Here is a 23,601-nt window from a genome sequence, read left to right as displayed (position 1 = left end):
AACAACAATAGAGGGTCCGTTCCATGCGCAAGCTCGTCCTGCTGTTTCTCCTGACACTCACCTCCCTGGCCGAGGCCGCCACCGGCGTGTTCCCCGACAGCACCTTCAACAACCTGGATTACGGCCTGTACTGGTTCGGCTACGGCGACAGCTGGCAGAAGGCCCAGCCCGGCTACAGCAACGCCTATTACAGCTCGAGCAAGCCCACCGTTATCTACATCCACGGCTGGCAGAACGGCTCCAGCGCGAAGAAAAACCGCGAGACCTTCAATCGCCTGGATGCCGGCGGGCCGAACCTGGACCTGGCCCATGCGTGGCTCACGGCCGGCTACAACGTCGGGGTGCTGTACTGGAACCAGTTCGCCGACGAGGGCGAGGTGAAAGACGCCGAGGCGAAGATCTGGACCGCCACGGGCCCGCGCGCCATGCGCTGGCGCAATTCCAGCAACGTCTACAGCAACGGTCCGTCCAAGTCGGTCGGCGACCTGCTGTTCCAGAGCTACAAGGACAACCTGGCCGGCTACAACGGCAACAACATCCGCCTGCTCGGCCACTCCCTGGGCAACCAGCTGGCCATCGTCCTGACCAAGAAGATCAGCGATGCGGTCAGCGCCGGCAGCGTCAGCAGCAAGCTGCTGCCCAAGCGCGTGGCCCTGCTCGACCCCTTCTACTCCAACTACGCCAAGAGCTACCTGGGCAACAAGTGGACCGGCGAGGTGAGCCGCAGCTACGTCAGCGAACTGAAGACCAAGGGCGTGATCTTCGAGGCCTACCGCAGCTCGGCCGTCACCAGCACCCTCTTCGTCGGCGACAAGAATACCGGGCTGATGAACATGACCGCCTTCAGCGAACTCAAGCCCTGGTACTTCAACAGCGTGCAGGTGGCCGAGAAGCACAACGCCGCGGTCTGGCACTACCTCTGGTCGTTCGCCTCCAACCCGCCGCTGATCAGCGGCAGCAGCAACCAGGCCGCCTCGGCGAAGACCTCCGACAGCCGTATCGCCACCCTGATGAACGGCACCCAGCGGCTGGTGCATGACCAGGGCGTCTATACCAAGGAACCCTCGGACGACAATTTCAAGCTGTACGCCCGCTAAGCGCCTGCCCCTCCTGCGCCGCCCCCCCAGATAGAGGGGGCGGCGCCCACTGCTTTCTGCCGCGTCCCTCACCCGCCCCTCACCCGTCCGGGCGATGGCGGCCATCCCTGCCAGGGATAAGCTCAGCCTACCCCACACAACAACAAATAGAGGGTCCGCTCCATGCGCAAGCTTGTCCTGCTGTTTCTCCTGACACTCACCTCCCTGGCCGAGGCCGCCACCGGCGTGTTCCCCGACAGCACCTTCAACAACCTGGATTACGGTCTGTACTGGTTCGGCTACGGCGACAGCTGGCAGAAGGCCCAGCCGGGCTACACCAACGCCTATTACAGCTCGACCAAGCCCACCGTGATCTACATCCACGGCTGGCAGAACGGCTCCAGCGTCAACAAGAACCGCGAGACCTTCAATCGTCTGGATGCCGGTGGACCCAACCTGGACCTGGCTCACGCCTGGCTGACGGCCGGCTACAACGTCGGCGTGCTGTACTGGAACCAGTTCGCCGACGAGGGCGAGGTCAAGGACGCCGAGGCGAAGATCTGGACCGCCACGGGGCCGCGCGCCATGCGCTGGCGCAACGCCAGCGGCGCCTACGCCAGCGGCCCGTCGCAGTCGGCCGGCGACCTGCTGTTCCAGAGCTACAAGGACAACCTGGCCGGCTACAACGGCAGCGGCATCCGCCTGCTCGGCCACTCCCTGGGCAACCAGCTGGCCATCGTCCTGACCAAGAAGATCAGCGATGCGGTCACCGCCGGCACCGTCAACAGCAAGCTGCTGCCCAAGCGCGTGGCCCTGCTCGACCCCTTCTACTCCAATCAGGGCAAGAGCTACCTGGGCAACAAGTGGACCGGCGAGGTGTGCCGCACCTACGTCAGCGAGTTGAAGACCAAGGGCGTGATCTTCGAGGCCTACCGCACCTCGGCCGTCACCAGCACCATCTTCGTCGGCGACAACAACACCGGCCTGATGAACATGACCGCCTTCAGCGAAGTCAAGACCGGCTACTTCAACAGCACCCAGCAGACCCAGAAGCACAACGCCGCGGTCTGGCACTACCTCTGGTCGTTCGCCTCCAACCCGCCGCTGATCACCGGCACCAGCAACCAGGCCGCCTCGGCCAGCACCCCCGACAGCCGCATCACCACCCTGATGAACGGCACCCAGAAGCTGGTGCATGACCTGGGCGGCACCACCAAGGAACCCTGGGACGACAGCTTCAAGCTGTATGCCCGCTAAGTAGGGCCTTGCAGGCCGTCCCTGGGGCGGGGCGGCCTGCTTGCATTTGGACATCGACTAAGTCCCCTGCCGGCGTCTACATTGAGCAGTCCCCGCCCGCTCCCGGAGCTCGCATGTCGCTGTCGCTGCTCAGCCGTTACGCCTTCTTCGCCGCCTGCCTGCTGTCCACCCTGATCGGCCTGGCCTTTCTCGACCAGACCTGGCTATGGCCCGTCCTCCTGCTGACCGCGGCCCTCAGCCTGATCGGCATCGGCGACCTGCTGCAGACCCGCCAGGCGGTGCGGCGCAACTACCCGATCCTCGGCAACATCCGCTACCTGGTCGAAGGCATTCGCCCGGAAATCCGCCAGTACCTGCTGGAAGGCGACGGCGACAAGCTGCCGTTCTCCCGCGCCCAGCGCTCGCTGGTCTACGCCCGGGCGAAGAACGAGGGCGCCGGCAAGGCCTTCGGCACCCTGCTGGATGTCTACCAGAACGGCTACGAGTTCATCAGCCATTCCATGCGCCCGGCGCCCCTGGCCGACCCGGCGAGCTTCCGCGTCAGCATCGGCGGGCCGCAGTGCCGCCAGCCCTACAGCGCCTCGCTGTTCAACATCTCGGCGATGAGCTTCGGCTCGCTCAGCGGCAACGCGATAAAGGCGCTGAACAAAGGCGCCAGGCTCGGCGACTTCGCCCACGACACCGGCGAAGGCAGCATCAGCCCCCATCACCGCGAACACGGTGGCGACCTGATCTGGGAGATCGGCAGCGGCTACTTCGGCTGCCGCGACAGCGAGGGGCGCTTCGACCCGCAGCGCTTCGCCGAACAGGCCGCCAGCCCCCAGGTCAAGATGATCGAGATCAAGCTCAGCCAGGGCGCCAAACCCGGCCACGGCGGCATCCTGCCCAAGCACAAGATCACCGCCGAGATCTCCGCCACCCGTGGCGTGCCCATGGGCCAGGACTGCGTGTCGCCGTCGCGCCACAGCACCTTCTCCTCCCCCCTCGAGCTGCTGCAGTTCATAGCCCAGCTACGCGAGCTGTCCGATGGCAAGCCGGTTGGCTTCAAGCTGTGCCTCGGCCATCCCTGGGAGTTCATGGGCATCGCCAAGGCCATGCTGGAAAGCGGCATCCTGCCCGACTTCATCGTCATCGACGGCACCGAGGGTGGCACCGGCGCCGCGCCCCTGGAGTTCACCGACCACCTCGGGGTGCCCATGCGCGAGGGCCTGCTGTTCGTGCACAACACCCTGGTCGGCCTGAACCTGCGCGACCAGATCAGGCTCGGCGCCAGCGGCAAGATCGTCAGCGCCTTCGACATCGCCTGCGTACTGGCCATAGGCGCCGACTGGGCCAACGCCGCCCGCGGCTTCATGTTCGCCATCGGCTGCATCCAGAGCCAGAGCTGCCACACCAACAAGTGCCCGACCGGGGTGGCCACCCAGGACCCGCTGCGCCAGCGCGCCCTGGTGGTCGAGGACAAGGCCCAGCGGGTGCACAACTTCCACCGCAACACCCTCGAGGCGCTGGCCGAGATGCTCGCCGCCGCCGGCCTGGAACACCCCGACCAACTGGACGCCAGGCACCTGGTGCGGCGCATGTCGGCCACCGAGATCAAGCTGTTCGCCCAGCAGCACCAGTTCCTCAAGCCTGGCGAGCTGCTCGAAGGCCCCATCGCCAGCGATTTCTACGCGCGCATGTGGCAGATGGCCCGGGCCGACAGCTTCGAGGCGGCGCAGGCCTGATTCAGCGGCGCATCAACCGGGCGAATCGGCCAGCCGCCCGTCCTGCACTTCGGGCCGGTAGGCTCCGTCGATCAGCTGCTTGACCTTGTAGGCGCGCCAGCCGAGCAGGCGCGTGGCGGTCAGCACGCCGCCCATCAGCGCACCGCCGACCCCGGCGGTGACCACGTCCGAGCCGGTCAGGTAGAAGCCCTTGATCGGCGTCTGCGGGTGGATCCCGTGCTGCTCGAAGCGCGCCACCGTGTGTTCGAGGCCGTAGATCTCGCCGGCCTCGTTCCACTGGAACCACTCGGTGGACAACGGCGTCGACAGCTCGCAGTAGTCCAGGGCCCCGCGCAGCTGCGGCTGGTGCTTGTACAGCGCCTCCAGCAGCACCTCGGTGATCCGCGCCTTGAACGCCTCGTAGTCCTCGCCGCGCTTGTTCCAGGTGCTGCCCTTCCACTGCTCGAACCACTGCGGGAAGCTCGGCGCGACGATCTCCACCGTCGACTTGCCGGGATAGCGGCGCGCCCAGTCCGGGTCCTTGGCCGAGGGGAAGGAGATGTAGATCATCGGGAAATCCAGGCCCGGCGAATCCATGAAGCGCTTGACGCTGAGGTCGTGATCGAACTCCGGATACAGCCAGTAATTGGTCTTGGGAATGCCGAGGCTGGCGGCGTCGCCCTTGAAGCCGGCATACAGGCAAACGTGCGAAGCCGAGGGCTTGACCCGCTCGAGGCCCTTGAGCAGGCCATGGCGCTCGACCACCTCGGCCGGCAGAAGGCGCTGGTAGGTCGGCAGCAGCCCGGCGCAGCTGACCACCTGGTCGGCGCTGATCTGGTGGCCGTCCTTGACCAGGCGCACGCCACAGGCGCGGTTGTTTTCGACCAGCACCTGCTCGACCCCGGCGTAGGTGAACACGTGGCCACCGGCCGCCTCGATTACCGGAATGATGGTCTCGGCGATGCGCACCGAGCCGCCCACCGGGTAGTTGCCACCGGTGATGTAATGCTTGGCGACCATGGCGTGCATCATGAACGCCGCCTGCGCCGGCGGCAGGCCGTAGTCGCCCCACTGGGCGGTGAGCACGCCGATCAGCTGCTGGTTGCCGGTCAGTCCCTCCAGCACCTGGCGGGTGCTCTGGAAGAAGTAGTCGGGAAACAGCCGCCGGCGCAGCCGGTTGTACAGCACGCCGAGGGTGCGCGGCAGGGCCTGGCCGGCGAAGAAGCGCGGAATCCTCTGGCTGACCTCGCTGATCAGTTCCACATAGCGGTCGATGGCCGCGGCTTCCTCGGGGAAGTGCCGCTTGATCTCCGTTTTGAACGCCTCGCGCCCGGCCAGGTAGCGGAACGGCTGCTCGCCGATGACGATATGGTCGTAGTGGGCATCCATCGGCGCCCACTTGAGCTGGCCGTCGCTGATCACGTCGAACACCCGGCGGATCATCGACCAGGGCTTGTGCACCTCACCGATGTAATGCACGCCCACGTCCCACTCGTAGCCCTCGCGTTCGTAGACATGGGTGTAGCCGCCGGCGGTGTAGTGCTGCTCCAGCACGCAGACCTTCTTGCCGGCCTTGGCCAGCAGGGCGGCGGTGCACAGGCCGCCGATACCGGAGCCGATGACGATCACGTCGTAATGGGAAAGGGCCTTGTGCGAACGAAAGCGGGTGCCTGTGCGTTTCATGGGGGCTCCGGGGTGTTTTGTTATGCAAGTATTTGCATAGATAATCCAGCCGCGCGGCAAATGCAACTTTTTGCATATGCCCTTACAATCGCCCCACCTCGTCCGCTCTGGTTGCTCCATGTCCCTGCGCCACGCCATCCTCACCCTGCTGGAAACCGAACCGGCCAGCGGTTACGACATCGTCCGCCACTTCAAGGAGTCGCTCGGCTACTTCTGGAACGCCAAGCACCAGCAGGTCTACCAGGAGCTGCGCCGGCTCAGCGACGAGGGCTGGCTGCACTGCGCCGAGCAGGCCCAGAGCGACAAGCCGGACAAGAAGGTCTACAGCATCAGCCCCAGCGGCCGCGCCGAGCTCAGGCGCTGGCTGGGCCAGCCGGCGGCGCCGAACAAGATCAACGATGCCCTGCTGGTCAAGCTGTTCGCCGGCGCCCTGGCCGAGCCGGACGATCTGCGCGCGGAGATGGCCCGCCACCGCACCACCCACCAGGCGACCCTCGCCAGCCTGCTGGACATCCAACGCCAATACCTGGCGCTGGATGCCGCCGAACAGGCCCGCCAGCGCCTGCCCTACCTGACCCTGCGCCGCGGCATTCTCGGCGAACAGGCCTGGCTGGCCTGGGCCGACGAGGTCGATGCGGAACTGGCGGCACGCGCCGACCAGTCGAGCGAGAAACCAGTCGGCAAATAGCCATAAAGGCTGAAATGAGTCCGTCTGCTTGCGCCCAAGTTAATGCGGCTAGAACTATCACCAGCCCATCAGTACTAGCAAAGTAACGGCACCTTGTACTTCAGCACAACTTCAAACGTAACAGTCCTACACCCACGAACTAACCCACCAAAAAACATCCACTTATCGGACAAACTTGTCGCTTTACTTTCGAAGGCTACGCTCTAAGTGGTCAGCCTAGACGTGCAGGTATTGGCACATCACATAACAACCTCCGAGTCCATCAAGAGGAAGTTCCAATGCGCACCATCACCCTCAGTATCGTGGCGCTGGCGGTATCGGCAGCCTCGTTGCAAATGGCCGCTGCCAGTCAGCAGAGCGAATCAAAGGGCTTTATCGAAGAAAGCACTTTCAACATCCTGAATCGTACTTTCTATTTCAACCGTGACTTCCGTAATGGCGGCTTCAATAGCGCGGGCACCAATGGCGCCAAACCCGGTCGTGAGAATGGTTACCGTGAGGAAGCGGCCCACGGCATCATGGCGGTCTACGAGTCCGGCTTTACCCAGGGCACCGTCGGCTTCGGTGTGGACGCCTACGGCCATCTCGGTATCAAGCTCGACAGCGGCGGCGGCCGCACCGGGACCGCCTTGTTGCCGGTCGGCAGCGACGGCAGGCCGAGCGATGACTACAGCGAGGTGGGCGGCGTGGTGAAAGTGCGCCTGTCCAACACCACCCTGAAAGTGGGTGAGAAGCGCGTCGAGAACCCAATGGTGGCAACCGGCGATGCGCGACTGCTGCCGCAGACCGCAACGGGTATCTTCCTCAACAGCGATGAAGTCGACTCCCTGAATATCGACGCCGGCCATATCACCGCAATGAACGAGTTCGGCAGCACCAACTCCGACGGTGGCCTGCAGATTCAATACGCGGGAAATGTCGGCAACACGGTGGACTGGGCCGGCGGTACTTTCACGGCAACCGATGCCTTGAACCTGAGCCTGTTCGCCTCGGAAGTGGAAGACACCTGGCGGCGTTATTACGGCAATGCCAACTACACCCTGCCGCTCGGCGACGCGCGCTCGCTGAACTTCGACTTCAACATCTATCGCACCCTCGATGAGGGCAAGGCGCTGGTCGGGGCCATCGAAAACACCACCTGGTCGCTGGCGTCCAAATACGCCATGGGCGCCCACGCGCTGACCTTGGGCTTTCAGAAGGTCAACGGCAACGATGGCTTCGACTACATCGGCTTCAACGCCATCTACCTGGCCAACTCGGTGCAGTACTCCGACTTCAACGCCCCGCGCGAGGAGTCCTGGCAACTGCGCTACGACCTGAACATGGCCGAGTATGGCGTGCCGGGCCTGAGCCTGATGGCCCGCTATATCCGTGGCGACAACATCGACAGCACAGACGCCGACCCGCTCAGCGGTTTCTTCAACGCCGCGGCGACCAACGAGAAACACTGGGAGCGCGATCTGGAAGCCAAGTACGTGGTGCAGGACGGCGCCGCCAAGGACCTTTCGTTCCGTGTTCGCCAGGCAACGCACAGAGGCTCGGCCAATCAGATCGACGGCGATGTCGACGAGGTACGCTTTATCGTCGAGTACCCGCTGGGCGTTCTCTGACCCCAACACTGCGCACGATCGAGGGGGCTGCATGTGGGTCACGCAACTGCCGGGCTGCAGCAATGCAGCCCGGCTTTTTCCTTCTCGGCCCTTGGCCAGTGACGGTTGCGCCCCAGCCGGCTTGACGGGTCGCAGGGCGAAGCATACAAAGAGCGCGACACCCACCATCCGCTTCACCTAAACGGATTCGCCCCATGGCCCTGCACACCTGGCTGCTCTACCTCACCGCCGTCATCGGCCTGGTCCTGACGCCCGGCCCCAACAGCTTGTTGGTGCTGACCCACGGCACCCTCTACGGCTACAAGAAGGCCCTGTGGACCACGGCTGGGGGTGTGATCGGCTTCGCCCTGCTGATGGCCCTGTCGATGTTCGGCATCGGCGCACTGCTGCAGGCCTCGGCCAACGCCCTGGTCATACTCAAGTGGATCGGTGGCGGCTACCTGGTCTGGCTCGGTTTCCAGCTCTGGCGTGCACCGCCGTTGCAGCTCGACGCTGCCGTGCGGGCCACCGACAAGCCCGGGGCCACCCTGTTTCGCCAGGGCCTGCTGTCCGCGCTGTCCAACCCCAAGGTGATCCTGTTCTTCGGTGCCTTCCTGCCGCAGTTTCTCGATCCCCAGGGCGACCTGCTGCTGCAGTTCGCCGTGATGGCCCTGACCTTCGCCGTGGTCGAGGCATTGGCGGAGTTCCTCCTGGCCCGCGCGGCACATCACATCCGGCCATGGCTGCAGCGCAGCGGCAAGGGCTTCAACCGCTGCTGCGGCGGGCTGTTCGCGGCGATGGGCGCGGCGCTGCCACTGACCCGCTGACCCTGATCGCCGTCAGCCTCCACTGCCCTCCTCGCCGGCATAACACACCGGCGAGCTGGGCGCGCCACGGCGGTCCAGCTCCTCCTCGAGAAACTCCGCCAGCACCCGGGCGTTGTTGTGCGCGCCGTCGCGAGCGGCGAACAGCAGGGTCAGGGTGCCCTGCCCGGCGAGCTCCAGCAGGCCCTGCCAATGCTCGGGATGGCCGGCCAGCTCACGCCGATAGGCCTCACGAAACTCGGCGAACGCCTGCGGCCGCTTATGGAACTGCTGGCGCAGCGCAGCGGACGGCGCCACCTCGCGCAGCCAGTCATGCAGTTGCAGCGCAGCCTTGCTGCAGCCGCGCGGCCACAGGTGGTCGACCAGCACGCGCCGGCCGTCCGCCGCGTCAACGCCCTCGTACACCCGCTTGCACTGGATCATCGGCGCCCTCCCTTGTGATCGTCCAACGGCCTGGGTAACGTGGCGCCTCTTGCCAGGAGAGCCCCGATGTCCGCCAGCCGTACCCTAGTGTTTGCCCTGTTGCCGCTGTTCGCCAGTTGCCAGGTGTTCAAGGACCAGCCGAGCGACGCCGCCAGCGCCGAGCAGGTCCGCCTGCAGGGCCAGCTCAGCCAGGCTGACGGCCAGCTGCTGTTCCAACCCTGCCAGGAGCAGCGCCGCTTCGTGATCGACGATGCCGGCGCCACCGACATCATGGGCGAGACCGCCGAGCTGCTCGCCGGCGGCCCCGGCCCGCTGTTCGCCGATGTGCGCGGCAGACTGGCGGCGAGCCCGCAGAGCGGCGTCGACGGCCAGCTGAAGCTCGAGCGGGTGTATCGCCTGCAGCACCAAGGCTGGGGCTGCGACGATCCCAACTTCAAGCGCACCACCCTGCATGCCAGCGGCCAGGAGCCGGGCTGGAGCGTGACGGTCGGTGGTCGCGGCCTGGTGCTCGAACGCCAGGGCCAGCAGCCCCTGGCCCTGCCCTTCCTCGAGGAGCAGCTGCCCGAAGGCCGCCTCAATCTGAGCAGCGAAGCCAATGGCCAGCGCCTGGAGCTGTGGGTCGCGCCGCAGCGCTGCGTCGACCCCATGAGCGGCGCGGTGCAGCACCTGATGGCCGAGCTGCGCCTGAACGGCGAAGTACTGCGCGGCTGCGGCTACTATGGCGGTGCGCGCAGCGACTGAGGCGAGCGGTTACAGCCCCACACAGATTGGCCCGGTAACGCCGCCACCCTCTCCTAAGCTGAAGGCTATACGGCAGACGGGAGGCAGCTATGTTGCGAGTGGCAATCAACGGATATGGACGCATCGGACGCGCCGTGCTGCGCGCGCTGTTCGAGCGGGGACTGGAGCAACGGATTCACCTGGTAGCGATCAACGACCTCGGCGATCACCCCACCCTGGTCCACCTGACCGGCTTCGACTCGACCTTCGGCCGCTTTCCCGGCCACGTCGGCCTGCACCAGGGCGACATGCAGGTGAACGGCCAGGTGGTGCACCTGCTGCGCGAACCGGAGGCGGTGGAGCTGCCCTGGGACCACCTGGGCATCGACCTGGTGCTGGAGTGCTCCGGCCACTTCAAGCAGCGCGCCCAGGTCGAACAGCACCTGACCGCCGGCGCGCCGCGGGTACTGCTCTCCCACCCGCTGGAGGACGCCGACCTGAGCGTGGTCTACGGCGTCAATCACCAGCGGCTGGGCAGCCAGAAAATCGTCTCCAACGCCTCCTGCACCACCAACTGCCTGGCGCCCCTGGCCATGGTCCTGCACCAGGCCGTGGGCATCCGCCAGGGCCTGATCAACACCGTGCACGCCTACACCAACGACCAGAACCTGCTCGACAAACCCCACCACGACCTCTACCGCGCCCGCGCCGCCGCGCTGTCGATGATTCCCACCAGCACCGGCGCGGCCAAGACCATCGGTCTGATCCTGCCGGAGCTGGCCGGGCGCCTGGACGGCCTCTCGGTACGGGTGCCGACCGCCAGCGTGTCGCTGCTCGACCTGACCTTCAGCGCCGAGCGCCCGGCCAGCCGCGAGGCGATCAACGCGGCCCTGGAGCAGGGTGCCCAGGCCCTGCCGGCGGGGGTGATGGAGTGCAACGCGCTGCCCCTGGTATCCAGCGACTTTCGCGCCTACCCGGTGTCCTGCGTGGTCGACCTCAACCACACCCGGGTGCAGGGCGAGCTGGTCAAGGTGCTGGCCTGGTACGACAACGAATGGGCCTTCGCCAACCGCATGCTCGACGTGCTGCTGGCCTGGCTGAAACCCTGACCCACAGGCTGCGCCTTGGCCACCCTCACTCAAGAGCCCGCGGTGCGCGCGGCGCACCCTACTGCAACTGAACCGTAGGGTGCGCCACGCGCACCGCCAGCAATGAGCCTGAATCGCCCGCAAGCCCCAGGCACTCCGGCGACGGCCGCGTCGCCGGTTGCCCGGCAATCGCGGGTATAATCGCCGCCTCCCTAGATTGCCGGATCGTCACCGGCCCTGACCCTGGATGGCCCCATGCTGCGCATCACCGAACTGAAGCTGCCCCTCGACCACCCCGAAGAGGCCCTGCGCCCCGCCCTGCTCCAGCGCCTGGGCATCGCCGACGAGCAGCTGCTCGACTTCAGCCTGTTCAAGCGCAGCTACGATGCGCGCAAGAAATCCAGCGAGCTGCAGTTCATCTACACCATCGACTTCAAGGTGCGCGACGAAGCCGCGCTGCTGGCCAGATTCGCGGGCGACAAGCACATCGGCGTCGCCCCGGACACCGCCTACAAGCCGGTCGGCCAGGCCAGCCAGCCGCTGGACGAGCGCCCGATCGTGGTCGGCTTCGGCCCCTGCGGCATCTTCGCCGCGCTGATCCTCGCCCAGGCCGGCCTGCGCCCCATCGTGCTCGAGCGCGGCAAGGAAGTGCGCCAACGCACCAAGGACACCTGGGGCCTGTGGCGCAAGAACGTGCTCAACCCCGAGTCCAACGTGCAATTCGGCGAAGGCGGCGCCGGCACCTTCTCCGACGGCAAGCTGTACAGCCAGATCAAGGACCCCAAGCACCTGGGGCGCAAGGTGCTGCAGGAGTTCGTCAAGGCCGGCGCGCCGGAGGAGATCCTCTACGTCAGCAAGCCGCACATCGGCACCTTCCGCCTCACCGGTGTGGTCGCCACCATGCGCGAGGAGATCAAGGCCCTGGGCGGCGAGGTGCGCTTCCAGCAGCGGGTCAGCGACGTGCTGATCGAAGACGGCCAGCTGCTCGGCGTGGAGCTGGAGAGCGGCGAACAGCTGCGCAGCCGCCACGTGATCCTGGCTCTGGGCCACAGCTCCCGCGACACCTTCCGCATGCTGCATGCCCGCGAGGTGTTCATGGAGGCCAAGCCGTTCTCGGTGGGCTTTCGCATCGAGCACCCGCAGTCGCTGATCGACCGCGCCCGCCTGGGCAAATACGCCGGCCACCCCAAGCTCGGCGCCGCCGACTACAAACTGGTGCACCACGCCAGCAACGGCCGCTCGGTGTACAGCTTCTGCATGTGCCCGGGCGGCACCGTGGTCGCCGCCACCTCCGAGCCGGAGCGGGTGGTGACCAACGGCATGAGCCAATACTCGCGCAACGAGCGCAACGCCAACGCCGGCATCGTCGTCGGCATCACCCCCGAGCAGGACTACCCGGGCGGCCCCCTGGCCGGCGTCGAGCTGCAGGAGCGCCTGGAGTCCCACGCCTACATCCTCGGCGGCAGCACCTACGAGGCACCGGGGCAACTGGTCGGCGACTTCATCGCCGGCAAGCCCTCCACCGAATGGGGCAGCGTCGAGCCGTCCTACAAGCCCGGGGTCAAGCTCGGCGACCTGGCGCCCGCCCTTCCGGACTTCGCCATCGCCGCCATCCGCGAAGCGCTGCCGGCCTTCGACAAGCAAATCAAGGGCTTCGCCCTGAGTGATGCCGTACTCACCGGCATCGAAACCCGCACCTCCTCGCCCCTGCGCATCACCCGCGACGACAGCCTGCAGAGCCTCAACGTCAAGGGCCTGTACCCGGCCGGTGAAGGCGCGGGCTACGCCGGCGGCATTCTCTCGGCCGGGGTGGACGGCATTCGCGTGGCCGAGGCGGTGGCGAAGGATATGCTCGGCGGCTGATGCGTTCGGCGCAGTCGGCAGCAACCTGAAGGTTGTGTGCTGCACCAAAACGAAGAAGGCCCATCGATTGATGGGCCTTTTACGTCGGGCTGGATATTCGACGGACCCGACGCATCAGGCGGTCGGGGTGAAAATAAATATGTCCTCTTTTATTCCGCATACAAGGCTTCGGCAGCCATTTGCAGAATGGCGTACTTTAGGTAGTCGGCGATGCTTAGGGTGTTTTCGGTAGTCATTGCTTATTGCTCCTTCCTTGGAATTAGGACTTGATCGACAAACATACGAGTGGCGGAGCTGGCCGCCTCTGCGTGACTTGGGCATTTATGGGCAGCCAACCAGGGGCTAGGATTGGCGCGACTGGCTGGGGTGCTCCAGGCATAACGCAGCATCTCGCCCAGCACTTCGTTAGTTTTAAGATCGATAATCCTGACCGTGCTACTGGCCACGCCCAAGGCACGATCCGCGGGAATCACATGATCTTCAAAGGTCACTCCATAGCGTGGCGACGGTTCGGGCGCCAAGGTCTTGTCGAGGAAAAACTTGATATAACCCTGTAGGTAGCTTTTATCGTACTGCCAAGGTTCTTCCCAACGCCCCGTATAGCGGTAACGCTGACCATCCTCGGGATTAATTACATCGACATAGCGGTAGCCCGGATACTGTTTGGGGCCGGGACTGTAGGAAGTGTTGATAGCACCGCGATATTCCTTGGTGATGGTCCGCGGAACTCCACCGAAGGAAAAAGCCTCCTCGTAGCCAAGGAAGCTATTAATGTACTCATCCTGCCGAGCTTCCCTAGCAAACGCCGCCCCCGGCCAATTGGGATCAGCCCATTCGCGGTCGCTTGCCTGCGGCCTAATCTTAAGCAACACCAACCCCTCGACATCAGCCACCGTCTTGTAGATCTTCTCCCCCGCCAGGGTGCGGCACTTCTCTTCCCATAGAGCCTGACCGGCCTCGGCCCGTTGCAACGGGGTCATGGCCGCCGGATCACTGGGCACCGGTTCGGGCGCGCTGGCCTGCATCGGCGCCTGGCCCGCGTCGCAGCCGGCCAGCAGCAATAGGGCGAGAAGCCAATAAGCTCGGTTGAGCCACTTCATACGACAAGCCTCCGTAGCCAGAGCATCGAGACGACGCCTGGTTGTAGGGTTAACAGCGCAGCGAATAGGCGCATAGCCTGCTGCGCAGTGGGTATATTTCTGTTCAAACAGCCTGCGCTCTTATATCCGGCGCGCCTCTATGGGCAGCGGCCTCAATCATCAACTAAAGGGGGCGAAGTGAATTACTTTCTGGAAATAAAAACAATTCACTCCGACCCCTTTAGCTGCAGCGTGTTTCGGTAGTCATTGCTTATTGCTCCTTCCTTGGAATAAGAACTTGATCGACAAATTTTCGAGTAGCGGCTCCAGCCCCAACCTCATGATCTGGACAGCGGTAGGCGGTTAACCAAGGGCTAGGATTGGCGCGACTGGCCGGAGTGCTCCAGGCGTAACGCAGCATCTCGCCCAGCACTTCGTTAGTTTTAAGGTCGATAACCCTAACCGTACTACTGGCCACGCCCAAGGCGCGCTCTTCGGGGATTACGTGGTCTTCGAAGGTGACGCCATAGCGTGGAATGGGGTCGGGGGCAGGAGACTTTTCTAGGAGGGTATCTATCCAGCCTATCTTAGACGTAGGTCTAGGCTTATGAACCAATACATACCGGTATCGCTGTTTATCTTCAGGATCGATTACATCGACATAGCGGTAGCCGGGAACATTCGACGGATTTCTTGACTGAAAGTCCGTACCGATATACCCGCGTGAGGTCGGAGTTACAGGCTCACCTGTTGGGGAAGACGAATGCTCATACCCCAGAAAAGACTTAATGTACCCATCAGTCTGAGCCTCCTTCGCAAACGCCGCCCCCGGCCACATGGGATCAGCCCACTCAGGGGCCCAAGCCCTGGGCCTGACTTTAAGCAACACCAACCCCTCCAAATCCGCCACCGTTTTGTAGACCTTCTCCCCCGCCAGGGTGCGGCACTTCTCCTTCCATAGAGCCTTACCGGCCTCGGCCCGTTGCAGTGGGGTCATGGCCGCCGGATCGCTGGGCGCGGGCGCGCTGGCCTGCTTCGTCGCCTCGCCCGCGTCGCAGCCGGCCAGCAGCAATAGGGCGAGAAGCCAATAAGCTCGGTTGAGCCACTTCATACGACAAGCCTCCGTAGCCAGAGCATCGAGACGACGCCTGGTTATAGGGTTAATGGCGCAGCGAATAGGCGCATAGCCTGCTGCGCAGTGGGTATATTTCTGTTCAAACAGCCTGCGCTCTTATATCCGGCGCGCCTCTATGGACAGCGGCCTCAATCATCAACTAAAGGGGTCGAAGTGAATTACTTTCTGGAAATAAAAACAATTCACTCCGACCCCTTTAGCTTTACGGCAGCATCATAAACACTTTGCAACTGAGCTTATTCTTCCTGCGTGAATGTATAAGCCATTTTATTGCCCCAGTATTTCTTTGATTGACACATTAAGCTGCAAAAGGAACTCGCGCCAATTACTCAAGGCCGCCTCATTAAATTTTGCACGCACTACCCATCCACTACCTTGATCAAGGATCAATGCGCAATATGAATCACTGCATACAAAAATCGGAGGATTACCAAGCCTTGTTTGATATTCAAAGATATTTTCCGGCACCCACCACCCCCCGGGGAGCGCTGAGGCCTCATAGAAATCCAGCCCGTCATATTTGTTACTTAGCTCACCTTTATCCTTAACTACTTGATGAGACCTCCACTTCGACAGTTCAGATTTTTTATACTGCGCCAAATATGGCGTCTTGCCCTCTAAATTTATATTGACTGGAAACGGAAACAGGAACGCTGGACTGCCCTCCAAAAAAGCATGCTCATCCCTACCGCCCAATGAATATAGATATTCAACCTGAATACCTCTAGGATCCCTACCGGGCAAATCAACCCTACAACCCCCAAGCCCCTGCGGAACAAATCCAGGCAAACAGTAATGCAGAAAAAAACTCTTTCCTCTTGGTGAGCCGTGTATAGGCCAATATTTTGAGTCTAGTTTATAATTCGGATCACCCAAGACAGGAACAGATTCTTTTCTTATTAAACTCGAATCACCTCCATTTTCCGCAGCTGCTATTATCGAGACCTGACAGAGCGCGACAAACACGACAACGCAGCTTAGGACAGAGTGCGACAAGCATTTCAAAAGCCTCCCTTCCGCCGAGGACTGTCTATTAAGAAACACACCATCAATACAATTAAGCTTCATAGCAACCCTCCCAGAACATCAATACCCATGACCCTAATCACATTCAACGACGCTCCGCTGGATGACAATCGAAAACTGGATAACTCATCCAGTCTTTCCAGCAGAGCACCGCCTATTCGCGTTCCCACATTGAGCATACGCATTATCCCGACGGCACACCCAACTTGAGAAATCCGTCTATCTGGAGACTTAGCTGAACATCGGCTTTGATTGGCGCCGAGTCAAAACAGCATTAACGTAATGCCGATTCCCATATTCGATGGCATAACGCTGCGCCGTTATATAGGCCGCCTTTCTCAGATCCTTAAATGTCTCTAGCTCGGCAAGATTTTTCAGGACCCGCTCGGCAATTTCGTTCGTATTGAAGAAGTCCACCAACAAACCGTTCTCACCATTCCGAATCACCTCCCTTACCGGTGCGGTATCCGATCCAATAATCAAACACCCACTGGCCATGGCCTCCAATAGCGACCAAGACAGCACTAATGGATAAGTCAGATACAGATGCACCGCCGAGACTTGCAGCACCTTCTTATAGGTTTAACTAAAGGGGTCGAACTAGATGGGTCGGAGTGAATTACTTTCTGGTAATAAAAACAATTCACTCCGACCCCTTTAGCTATTTGCAGATTGGCGTATTTCAGATAGTCCGCGATGCTCAGCGCGTTTTCGGTAGTCATTGCTTATTGCTCCTTCCGTGGAATAAGGATCTGATCGACAAATTTGCGGGTGGCCGAACCTGTGCCGACCCAATGTTCAGGGCAACGATAGGCGGTTAACCAGGGGCTAGGGTTGGCGCGACTGGCCGGGGTGCTCCAGGCATAGCGCAGCAGCTCGCCCAGCACTTCGCCGGACTCCATATCTATGACTTTGACCGTACTACTGGCCACACCCAAGGCGCGCTCTTCGGGGATTACGTGGTCTTCGAAGGTGACGCCATAGCGTGGAATGGGGTCGGGGGCAGGAGACTTTTCTAGGAGGGTATCTATCCAGCCTATCTTAGACGTAGGTCTAGGCTTATGAACCAATACATACCGGTATCGCTGTTTATCTTCAGGATCGATCACATCGACATAGCGGTAGCCTGGAAGGTTACTCGGGTTATTGGGCAGGAAATCGGTATTTACATAACCACGAAACGCTGGGCTCACAGGTGCCTCACCGGCCGGATCGGACGAATGCTCATAGCCCAAAAAACTTTCGATGTATCTGACATCTCGCGCCTCCCTGGCAAAAGCCGCCCCCGGCCAATTGGGGTCTGCCCACTCCGGCGCCCCAGCCCTGGGCCTGACTTTAAGCAACACCAGCCCCTCCAAATCCGCCACCGTCTTATAGATCCTCTCCCCGGCCACGGTACGGCACTTCTCTTCCCATAGAGCCTTACCGGCCTCGGCCCGTTGCAGTGGGGTCATGGCCACCGGATCGCTGGGCGCGGGCGCGCTGGCCTGCATCGGCGCCTGGCCCGCGTCGCAGCCGGCCAGCAGCAATAGGGCGAAGAGCAGGTGGGGTTTAGCGATGGCATTCATGCGACGGGCATCCTTGGGTCGCCGTTGAAACACGAGGGACGGCCTACTGCGCTTGATCCGGGGCCTGGTAGCCGCTCTCTCCGCTTCGCTCGGGCACCGCAGAACGCCGCCCCCGACACGCCAAGGCGCAGGCCAGCCTGCTTGAGGCGTTCAGCGGATCAATCGGAGAGAGGAGCGCGCGAAACCCAGGCCGTCCCTTGCCTCTGGGCGCTGCGTGAAAAGTTGGAAACCCTTATAGGGTATGGCACCGGGCCCGCTCAAGCGCGAAATGGCAAAGGGTGACGCCGCTCACCCCTCGGCTGCGTCGGCCGCCAGGCGCAGGCAGCACACCGTGGTGCGCCCCGAACCATTGGGACGCCGCGCTGGGTCGGGGAAGGTGTCGAGTTCGACGAAGCCGGCCTTGCGCATCATCCCGGCCGAGGCGGCGTTCTCTTCGTGGCGGTCGATGTAGATGTCCTGCACGCCCTGCCCGGCCAGGTGCTCGACCGCCTGCTGGAGCAGGCGTGCGCCGAGGCCCTGGCCGGCGGCGTCGCGGTGCACCACGGCCTCGCAGATATAGGCATGCAGTTGCTCGCGGCGCGCTTCGGGCTGGTAGCGGGCGAAGTCGCGGCTGAGGCGGTAGCTGACCATGCCCAGCGGCTCGCCGCCGCTCTCGCGCTGGCCGCCGCGTTCTGCCAGCACGGCCTGCACCGAGCCGTCGGCGATGGCCTGCAGGTGCGCGCGCACCTCGGCTTCGGGCAGGTGGTTCCAGGGATTGGGGCCGTGCTCGAAGAGCAGCGCGCACAGGGCAGCGATATCCCCGGCATCGGCCTGGCGAATCAGCAACTCGGTCATGGTTTTGTCTCCAGAAGCCCGATGCAGGGCAGGTCTTGCGGCAGCGGCGCGCCCTGTTCGGCGCAGGCCGCCACCGCCTCGATCAACGGCGCCAGCTCGAAGCCCTGGCGTTGCAGCCAGGCTTCGTCGTAGTAGGTGTTGGCGTAGCGCTCGCCGCTGTCGCAGAGAATAGCCACCACCGAGCCGGACTCGCCGGCCGCGACCATGTGCCGGGCCACCAGCAGCGCGCCGATCAGGTTGGTGCCGCTGGAGCCGCCGACATGCCGGCCCAGGCGCCGCGCCAGGTAGTGCATGGCCGCCAGGGACAGGGCGTCGGGCACCTTGCACATGGCGTCGATCACCGACGGCAGAAAGGAAGCTTCGACCCGCGGCCGGCCGATGCCCTCGATGCGCGAGCCGTGATCCAGTGTCAGGCTGGCATCGCCCGTGCGGTAGTGGTCGAAGAACACCGAGCGTTCGGCATCGGCGCAGAACACCCGGGTGCAGTGCTGGCGGTAGCGCACGTAGCGGCCGAGGGTCGCCAGGGTGCCGCCGGTGCCGGCGCTGGAGACCAGCCAGGCCGGCTCCGGATGGCGCTCGTAGCGCATCTGCTGGAAGATCGACTCGGCGATGTTGTTGTTGGCGCGCCAGTCGGTGGCGCGCTCGGCATAGGTGAACTGGTCCATGAAGTGCCCACCGCTCTCACGGGCCAGGCGTTCGGACTCGGCATAGATCTGCGTGGGGTCCTCGACCAGGTGGCTCTGGCCGCCGTAGAAGGCGATCTGGGCGATCTTCTGCCGGGAGGTGGTGGCCGGCATCACGGCGATGAAGGGCAGCCCCAGCAGGCGGGCGAAGTAGGCCTCGGAAATCGCCGTGGAGCCGCTGGACGCCTCGATCACCGGGGCGCCGGCCCTGAGCCAGCCGTTGCACAGGGCATAGAGGAACAGCGAGCGGGCCAGGCGGTGCTTGAGGCTGCCGGTGGGGTGGCTGGATTCGTCCTTGAAGTACAGCTCGATGCCCGGCAGGCCGGGCAGCTCCAGGGGAATCAGGTGGGTGTCGGCGCTGCGCTGGAAGTCCGCCTCGATGATGCGGATCGCCTCGCGGGCCCAGGTTCTCGAATCGCTCATCGGCGGCTCCTCGTCAATCCAGTACGCCAGCCGGCACCGGCGGCGTGCTGCGCCACTGGCTCAGCGCCACGCCGGCGAATACCAGCATAGCGGCCAGCAGCTGTTCGGAGTTCAGGCGCTCACCGAGCAGCAGCATGGCAAACACCAGGGTGAACACCGGAATCAGGTTGATGAAGCCGGACGCCTGGCTGGCCGGCAGGCGGCTGACGCCGTAGTTATACAGGCCATAGGCGCCGACGGTGACCACCACGCCCAGGTAGAGCAAGGCACCGATGCCAAGGGGGCTGATGGCCTGGGGCACCGGTGCATCCCAGGCCGCCAGCGGCAGGAAGAACAGCGCGCCGATGAAGGCCTGCATGGCGGTGAGGATGAAGGCCGAGTAGCGCGCCGAGAGGTGCTTGAGCAGCAGGGTGTAGCCGGTGGCGCAGAGCATTGCCAGCAGCTCGTAGAAGTTGCCCAGCAGCGGATCGGGGGCGTGGGCGTCGGCACTGCCGGCCAGGCTCAGCCACACCGCGCCGGCCATCGCCAGGAGGAAGCCGGCCAGGGTGGTGCGGCTGATGCGCTCGCGCAGGAAGACGAAGGCGCCCATGGCGACCAGCAGCGGCAACAGCGCGGTGATCATGCCGGCCTGGGAGGCGCTGGTGTTCTGCAGCGCCAGGGCCTCGAAGATGAAGTACAGGCAGGGTTCGCAGGCGGCCAGGCCGAGCAGGTATTTCCAGTCGCCGGCGCGGTACAGCAGGCGCCCACGCCAACGCCAGGCCAGCAGGAACACCAGGCTGCCCAGGGCCATGCGGGCGAAGATCACCCACAGCGGCGGCAGCTCGGCGAAGGCCAGTTTCAGGGCGATGAAGGAGCTGCCCCACAACGCCATCGCCACCACCAGGCACACCACCGCCGTCCCTCTGCCCTGCCCGCTCATCGCTCACTCCCAGTCAAAACCCGAGTGTAGAGAGGCGGTCGCGGCGTGCACAGGTACAGTCAGGCGCGCGAACTGTGCACGCCGTCGCGACCTACTGCTCCCAGGGCTTGCCGCGGGTCTTGTCGTTCACCCGCACCTTCTGCTGCATGGCGGCCTTGGCCAGCATGTGGGCGCTGACCGGCGCGGTGATGAACAGGAACAGGGTGATCAGCAGCTCGTGCAGGCTGATGCCCTCGCCGCTGGCGCCGAAGTAGATCAGTGAGGCGATGACCATGCCGCCGACGCCCAGGGTGGTGGACTTGGTCGGCCCGTGCAGGCGCATGAAGAAGTCCGGCAGGCGATACAGGCCGATGGCGCCGACCAGGGCGAACAGGCTGCCGAGCAGCAGTGCGATGGCGACCAGCGCCTCGATCCAGGTATTCATCCGGCCTCCCTATTCGATGATGTCGCCGCGCAACAGGTATTTGGCCACTGCCACGGTGCCGATGAAGCCCATCACCGCGATCAGCAATGCCGCCTCGAAATACAGCTTGGAGCCCAGCCAGACGCCGAACAGCACCAGCAGGGCGATGGCGTTGATGTACAGGGTGTCCAGGGCGAGGATGCGGTCGGGCATGTCCGGGCCCTTGATCAGCCGCGCCAGGGTCAGCAGCAGGGCCAGCCCCATGATCGCCAGGCAGAGCGGAATCACGTAGTCGAGCATGGGAATACCTCCAGCAGGGGCGCCTCGTAGCGGGTCTGGATCTCACGCACCATGGCCGCCTCGTCGGCGACGTCCAGGCTGTGCACCAGCAGGGTCTTGCGGTCGTCGCTGAGGTCGGCGGACACCGTGCCCGGGGTCAGCGAGATGACGCTGGCGAGCATGGTCAGGGCCAGTTCGTCCTCCAGGCGCACCGGAATCTCGACGAAGGCCGGGCGCAACCTGGCGGTAGGGCCGAGGATCAGCGCCGCCACCTGCAGGTTGGCGATCACGATGTCGCCGAGCACCCGCAGCAGGAACAGGGCCAGCTTGTACGGTTTCTGCAGGCGCGGCGGATTGATCCAGAACACCTGGCTGATCAGGGGGATCAGCCAGCCCAGCAGCGCGCCGAGCAACAGGTGGCCGAAGCCGAGGTCGTTGACCAGCAGCAACCAGACCACCAGCAGGGACAGGCTCAGCAGCGGATGGGGAAGCCAGCGATAGGTATTCATGGCGCACCTTTGCCGAGCACGGCCTGGCGATAGAGGTCGAGGTCATGCAGCTGGCCGACCGTGGCCTGGGTGTATTCCAGCAGCGGTGCGGCCAGGCCCGACAGCAGCGGGCTCAGCGCCACCAGGCCGGCACAGGCGAGAAGGCGGCCGGTGTCCAGTTCGGCACTGTCCAGCTGGTGCAGGCCGACCCGCCAGAACAGGGTGCTGCCGGCGCGACTCAGGCCGATCAGCGTGGCCAGCCCGCCCACCAGCACCACCGTCCACAGCAGCAGCGCCTCGACCCCTGGCGCCACCGAACGCAGCAGCAGCAGTTTGCCGAAGAACCCGGAGAGCGGCGGCAGGCCGGCCACGGCGATGGCGCCGACAAAGAACAGCGCGCCGAGCAGGTGGGGATTCTGCAATTGCGGCCCCTGGATGATCTGCGAGCCCTTCACCCCGCGCTGGCGGGCGATCAGGTCGGCGACCAGGAACAAACCGCCGGAAATCCAGGTGCTGTGCACCAGGTAGAACAGCGCCGCCGCCAGCGACTCGGGGGTGCCCAGGGCGATGCCGGCCAGCAGGGTGCCGACCGAGACGATCACCAGGTAGGCCAGCAGGCCGTGCAGGCTGCTGGCCGCCAGGGCGCCGACCACCCCGCAGGCGATGGTCAGCAGCGCCAGGGGCCATAGCCAGGCCTCGGCCATGTTGGCCAGGCTGCCGGCCTCGTCACCGAAGATCAGGGTATACACCCGCAGGATCGAGTACAGGCCGACCTTGGTCATGATCGCGAACAGCGCCGCCACCGGCGCGGTGGCCGAGGCGTAGGCCCGCGGCAGCCAGAAATACAGCGGCAGGAACGCCGCCTTGAGGCCGAACACCACCAGCAGCAGCAGGCCGGCGGCGCCCAGCAGCGGCGCCTGGTCGGCATTGGCCGCCGCCACCCGCTGGGCCATGTCGGCCATGTTCAGGGTGCCGGTGATGCCGTACAGCACGCCGACGGCGATCAGGAAGAACGAGGAGCCCACCAGGTTGAGGATCACGTAGTGCAGGCCGGCGCGCACCCGCTCCGGGCCGCCGCCGTGCAACAGCAGCGAGTAGGAGGCGATCAGCAGGATCTCGAAGAACACGAAGAGGTTGAACAGGTCGCCGGTGAGGAAGGCGCCGTTGATGCCCATCAACTGGAACTGGAACAAGGCATGGAAGTTGCGCCCGCGCTGGTCGTCGCCACGCACCGCGTAGAGCAGCGAAAAGAACGCCAGCACCGCGGTCACCATCAGCAACAGGGCGCTGAGGCGGTCGAGCAGCAACACGATGCCGAACGGCGCCTGCCAGGCGCCCAGGGCATAGACCTGCAAGCCACCCTGGTTGGCCTGCTGAAGCAGCAGGAAACTCACCAGCAGCAGGATCGTCGCCGACGTCAGGGACATCGAACGCTTGGCCGTTATGCTCAGGCGCGCGCCGAACAGCAGCAGGCTGCCGACGAACATCGGCAGCAGCACCGGCAGGATCAACGCATGATTCATTGACCGGCCCCCCGGCCATCGACGTGGTCGCTCTTCGATTCACCGACGCTGCGCAGCGCCAGCACCACCACGAAGGCGGTCATGGCGAAGCCGATGACGATGGCGGTGAGCACCAGGGCCTGGGGCAGCGGGTCGACGTAGACGCTGCCCTTGCCGATCACTGTGCTCGCCCCGCTCTGCAGGCGGCCCATGGCGAACAGGAACAGGTTGACCGCATAGGAGATCAGGGTCAGGCCCATCACCACCGGGAAACTGCGGGCCCGCAGCAGCAGGTAGACGCCGCTGGCGGTGAGGATGCCGAGGGTGCCGGCGAACAGTGCTTCCATC

24 protein-coding genes are annotated in these 23,601 nt (G+C 64.0%); 9 read left to right on the top strand and 15 right to left on the bottom strand.

Annotation, left to right across the window (positions count from 1 at the left end; all coding sequences use genetic code 11):
• Positions 1-23 precede the first annotated feature (23 nt).
• The 3 genes from KDW96_RS18810 to KDW96_RS18800 all read left to right on the top strand — a co-directional run bounded on the left by KDW96_RS18810 (position 24) and on the right by KDW96_RS18800 (position 4,057).
• Positions 24-1,097: an alpha/beta hydrolase family protein gene (locus tag KDW96_RS18810; RefSeq protein WP_255837744.1), complete on the top strand. Its 1,074-nt coding sequence runs from the start codon at positions 24-26 to the stop codon at positions 1,095-1,097.
• A 162-nt stretch (positions 1,098-1,259) separates the two neighbouring features.
• Positions 1,260-2,333 carry an alpha/beta hydrolase family protein gene (locus tag KDW96_RS18805; RefSeq protein WP_255837743.1) on the top strand — a complete coding sequence of 358 codons (1,074 nt, stop codon included), beginning with the start codon at positions 1,260-1,262 and terminating at the stop codon, positions 2,331-2,333.
• A gap of 113 nt (positions 2,334-2,446) precedes the next feature.
• Positions 2,447-4,057: an FMN-binding glutamate synthase family protein gene (locus KDW96_RS18800; protein ID WP_255837742.1), complete on the top strand. Its 1,611-nt coding sequence runs from the start codon at positions 2,447-2,449 to the stop codon at positions 4,055-4,057.
• A gap of 12 nt (positions 4,058-4,069) precedes the next feature.
• Here the strand turns inward: KDW96_RS18800 and KDW96_RS18795 are convergent, their stop codons facing one another.
• Positions 4,070-5,719, bottom strand: coding sequence for a phytoene desaturase family protein (locus KDW96_RS18795; RefSeq protein WP_255837741.1), 1,650 nt, complete (start codon positions 5,717-5,719; stop codon positions 4,070-4,072).
• A gap of 118 nt (positions 5,720-5,837) precedes the next feature.
• Between KDW96_RS18795 and KDW96_RS18790 the strand changes: the two genes are divergently transcribed.
• The 3 genes from KDW96_RS18790 to KDW96_RS18780 all read left to right on the top strand — a co-directional run bounded on the left by KDW96_RS18790 (position 5,838) and on the right by KDW96_RS18780 (position 8,823).
• Positions 5,838-6,407 (top strand): PadR family transcriptional regulator, encoded by a 570-nt coding sequence (locus KDW96_RS18790; RefSeq protein WP_255837740.1) that lies wholly within the window; start codon positions 5,838-5,840, stop codon positions 6,405-6,407.
• Between the two features lie 278 nt (positions 6,408-6,685).
• A complete protein-coding gene (locus KDW96_RS18785) occupies positions 6,686-8,017 on the top strand; it encodes an OprD family porin (protein ID WP_255837738.1) in 1,332 nt (443 codons plus the stop codon).
• Between the two features lie 194 nt (positions 8,018-8,211).
• Positions 8,212-8,823: a LysE family translocator gene (locus KDW96_RS18780; protein WP_255837737.1), complete on the top strand. Its 612-nt coding sequence runs from the start codon at positions 8,212-8,214 to the stop codon at positions 8,821-8,823.
• Between the two features lie 12 nt (positions 8,824-8,835).
• Here the strand turns inward: KDW96_RS18780 and KDW96_RS18775 are convergent, their stop codons facing one another.
• Positions 8,836-9,243 carry a DUF488 domain-containing protein gene (locus KDW96_RS18775; protein WP_255837736.1) on the bottom strand — a complete coding sequence of 136 codons (408 nt, stop codon included), beginning with the start codon at positions 9,241-9,243 and terminating at the stop codon, positions 8,836-8,838.
• A 66-nt stretch (positions 9,244-9,309) separates the two neighbouring features.
• Between KDW96_RS18775 and KDW96_RS18770 the strand changes: the two genes are divergently transcribed.
• The 3 genes from KDW96_RS18770 (at position 9,310) to KDW96_RS18760 (ending at position 12,914) form a co-directional block, all read left to right on the top strand.
• Entirely contained in the window at positions 9,310-9,984 is a 675-nt protein-coding gene (locus KDW96_RS18770) for a COG3650 family protein (RefSeq protein ID WP_255837735.1), read from the top strand.
• Between the two features lie 89 nt (positions 9,985-10,073).
• Positions 10,074-11,072, top strand: coding sequence for a type I glyceraldehyde-3-phosphate dehydrogenase (gap, locus tag KDW96_RS18765; protein ID WP_255837734.1), 999 nt, complete (start codon positions 10,074-10,076; stop codon positions 11,070-11,072).
• A 234-nt stretch (positions 11,073-11,306) separates the two neighbouring features.
• Complete coding sequence (locus KDW96_RS18760) at positions 11,307-12,914, top strand: NAD(P)/FAD-dependent oxidoreductase (protein ID WP_255837733.1); 1,608 nt, start codon at positions 11,307-11,309, stop codon at positions 12,912-12,914.
• A gap of 239 nt (positions 12,915-13,153) precedes the next feature.
• Here KDW96_RS18760 and KDW96_RS18755 read toward each other — a convergent pair whose 3' ends face one another.
• From KDW96_RS18755 to KDW96_RS18695, 13 genes are all read right to left on the bottom strand, one after another.
• Positions 13,154-14,014 (bottom strand): hypothetical protein, encoded by an 861-nt coding sequence (locus KDW96_RS18755; protein WP_255837732.1) that lies wholly within the window; start codon positions 14,012-14,014, stop codon positions 13,154-13,156.
• A 250-nt stretch (positions 14,015-14,264) separates the two neighbouring features.
• The gene (locus tag KDW96_RS18750; RefSeq protein ID WP_255837731.1) at positions 14,265-15,104 is read right to left on the bottom strand and encodes a PI-PLC domain-containing protein; all 840 of its coding nucleotides are present in this window, start codon (positions 15,102-15,104) and stop codon (positions 14,265-14,267) included.
• Between the two features lie 291 nt (positions 15,105-15,395).
• Entirely contained in the window at positions 15,396-16,094 is a 699-nt protein-coding gene (locus KDW96_RS18745; protein ID WP_255837730.1) for a hypothetical protein, read from the bottom strand.
• A gap of 291 nt (positions 16,095-16,385) precedes the next feature.
• Entirely contained in the window at positions 16,386-16,724 is a 339-nt protein-coding gene (locus KDW96_RS18740) for a glycosyltransferase (RefSeq protein ID WP_255837729.1), read from the bottom strand.
• A gap of 155 nt (positions 16,725-16,879) precedes the next feature.
• On the bottom strand, positions 16,880-17,722 hold the full coding sequence (locus KDW96_RS18735; RefSeq protein ID WP_255837727.1) for a hypothetical protein: 843 nt from the start codon (positions 17,720-17,722) through the stop codon (positions 16,880-16,882).
• Positions 17,723-18,010: 288 nt separating this feature from the next.
• The gene (locus tag KDW96_RS18730; RefSeq protein WP_255837726.1) at positions 18,011-18,556 is read right to left on the bottom strand and encodes a GNAT family N-acetyltransferase; all 546 of its coding nucleotides are present in this window, start codon (positions 18,554-18,556) and stop codon (positions 18,011-18,013) included.
• Positions 18,553-19,662 (bottom strand): PLP-dependent cysteine synthase family protein, encoded by a 1,110-nt coding sequence (locus KDW96_RS18725; RefSeq protein WP_255837725.1) that lies wholly within the window; start codon positions 19,660-19,662, stop codon positions 18,553-18,555. Before KDW96_RS18725 ends, KDW96_RS18730 begins: the two co-directional genes overlap by 4 nt.
• A gap of 13 nt (positions 19,663-19,675) precedes the next feature.
• Entirely contained in the window at positions 19,676-20,581 is a 906-nt protein-coding gene (locus tag KDW96_RS18720) for a DMT family transporter (RefSeq protein ID WP_255837724.1), read from the bottom strand.
• A 91-nt stretch (positions 20,582-20,672) separates the two neighbouring features.
• A complete protein-coding gene (locus tag KDW96_RS18715; RefSeq protein ID WP_255837723.1) occupies positions 20,673-21,005 on the bottom strand; it encodes a Na+/H+ antiporter subunit G in 333 nt (110 codons plus the stop codon).
• A gap of 9 nt (positions 21,006-21,014) precedes the next feature.
• Positions 21,015-21,284: a K+/H+ antiporter subunit F gene (locus tag KDW96_RS18710; RefSeq protein ID WP_255837722.1), complete on the bottom strand. Its 270-nt coding sequence runs from the start codon at positions 21,282-21,284 to the stop codon at positions 21,015-21,017.
• Complete coding sequence (locus tag KDW96_RS18705; protein ID WP_255837721.1) at positions 21,269-21,772, bottom strand: Na+/H+ antiporter subunit E; 504 nt, start codon at positions 21,770-21,772, stop codon at positions 21,269-21,271. Before KDW96_RS18705 ends, KDW96_RS18710 begins: the two co-directional genes overlap by 16 nt.
• Positions 21,769-23,274, bottom strand: a complete 1,506-nt coding sequence (locus tag KDW96_RS18700; protein ID WP_255837720.1) for a monovalent cation/H+ antiporter subunit D — start codon at positions 23,272-23,274, stop codon at positions 21,769-21,771. Before KDW96_RS18700 ends, KDW96_RS18705 begins: the two co-directional genes overlap by 4 nt.
• Positions 23,271-23,600, bottom strand: a complete 330-nt coding sequence (locus KDW96_RS18695) for a Na+/H+ antiporter subunit C (protein ID WP_255837719.1) — start codon at positions 23,598-23,600, stop codon at positions 23,271-23,273. The genes KDW96_RS18700 and KDW96_RS18695 overlap by 4 nt, the downstream gene beginning before the upstream one ends.
• Position 23,601: the final 1 nt, after the last annotated feature.

The sequence above is a fragment of the Pseudomonas benzenivorans genome (assembly GCF_024397895.1).
GTDB classification, from domain to species: Bacteria; Pseudomonadota; Gammaproteobacteria; order Pseudomonadales; family Pseudomonadaceae; genus Aquipseudomonas; species Aquipseudomonas benzenivorans_A.
This window is presented reverse-complemented; position numbering and strand designations above follow the sequence as displayed.

Bases quoted from the DNA above. Each gene is read 5' to 3' on its own strand.
- KDW96_RS18775 (WP_255837736.1), bottom strand. From the start codon at position 9,243: ATGATCCAGTGCAAGCGGGTGTACGAGGGCGTTGACGCGGCGGACGGC.
- KDW96_RS18750 (WP_255837731.1), bottom strand. From the start codon at position 15,104: ATGAAGTGGCTCAACCGAGCTTATTGGCTTCTCGCCCTATTGCTGCTG.
- KDW96_RS18725 (WP_255837725.1), bottom strand. From the start codon at position 19,662: ATGAGCGATTCGAGAACCTGGGCCCGCGAGGCGATCCGCATCATCGAG.
- KDW96_RS18810 (WP_255837744.1), top strand. From the start codon at position 24: ATGCGCAAGCTCGTCCTGCTGTTTCTCCTGACACTCACCTCCCTGGCC.
- KDW96_RS18715 (WP_255837723.1), bottom strand. From the start codon at position 21,005: ATGAATACCTGGATCGAGGCGCTGGTCGCCATCGCACTGCTGCTCGGC.
- gap (WP_255837734.1), top strand. From the start codon at position 10,074: ATGTTGCGAGTGGCAATCAACGGATATGGACGCATCGGACGCGCCGTG.
- KDW96_RS18695 (WP_255837719.1), bottom strand. From the start codon at position 23,600: ATGGAAGCACTGTTCGCCGGCACCCTCGGCATCCTCACCGCCAGCGGC.
- KDW96_RS18735 (WP_255837727.1), bottom strand. From the start codon at position 17,722: ATGAATGCCATCGCTAAACCCCACCTGCTCTTCGCCCTATTGCTGCTG.
- KDW96_RS18780 (WP_255837737.1), top strand. From the start codon at position 8,212: ATGGCCCTGCACACCTGGCTGCTCTACCTCACCGCCGTCATCGGCCTG.
- KDW96_RS18720 (WP_255837724.1), bottom strand. From the start codon at position 20,581: ATGAGCGGGCAGGGCAGAGGGACGGCGGTGGTGTGCCTGGTGGTGGCG.
- KDW96_RS18800 (WP_255837742.1), top strand. From the start codon at position 2,447: ATGTCGCTGTCGCTGCTCAGCCGTTACGCCTTCTTCGCCGCCTGCCTG.
- KDW96_RS18790 (WP_255837740.1), top strand. From the start codon at position 5,838: ATGTCCCTGCGCCACGCCATCCTCACCCTGCTGGAAACCGAACCGGCC.
- KDW96_RS18755 (WP_255837732.1), bottom strand. From the start codon at position 14,014: ATGAAGTGGCTCAACCGAGCTTATTGGCTTCTCGCCCTATTGCTGCTG.
- KDW96_RS18710 (WP_255837722.1), bottom strand. From the start codon at position 21,284: ATGCTCGACTACGTGATTCCGCTCTGCCTGGCGATCATGGGGCTGGCC.
- KDW96_RS18785 (WP_255837738.1), top strand. From the start codon at position 6,686: ATGCGCACCATCACCCTCAGTATCGTGGCGCTGGCGGTATCGGCAGCC.
- KDW96_RS18770 (WP_255837735.1), top strand. From the start codon at position 9,310: ATGTCCGCCAGCCGTACCCTAGTGTTTGCCCTGTTGCCGCTGTTCGCC.
- KDW96_RS18760 (WP_255837733.1), top strand. From the start codon at position 11,307: ATGCTGCGCATCACCGAACTGAAGCTGCCCCTCGACCACCCCGAAGAG.
- KDW96_RS18805 (WP_255837743.1), top strand. From the start codon at position 1,260: ATGCGCAAGCTTGTCCTGCTGTTTCTCCTGACACTCACCTCCCTGGCC.
- KDW96_RS18705 (WP_255837721.1), bottom strand. From the start codon at position 21,772: ATGAATACCTATCGCTGGCTTCCCCATCCGCTGCTGAGCCTGTCCCTG.
- KDW96_RS18795 (WP_255837741.1), bottom strand. From the start codon at position 5,719: ATGAAACGCACAGGCACCCGCTTTCGTTCGCACAAGGCCCTTTCCCAT.
- KDW96_RS18700 (WP_255837720.1), bottom strand. From the start codon at position 23,274: ATGAATCATGCGTTGATCCTGCCGGTGCTGCTGCCGATGTTCGTCGGC.
- KDW96_RS18730 (WP_255837726.1), bottom strand. From the start codon at position 18,556: ATGACCGAGTTGCTGATTCGCCAGGCCGATGCCGGGGATATCGCTGCC.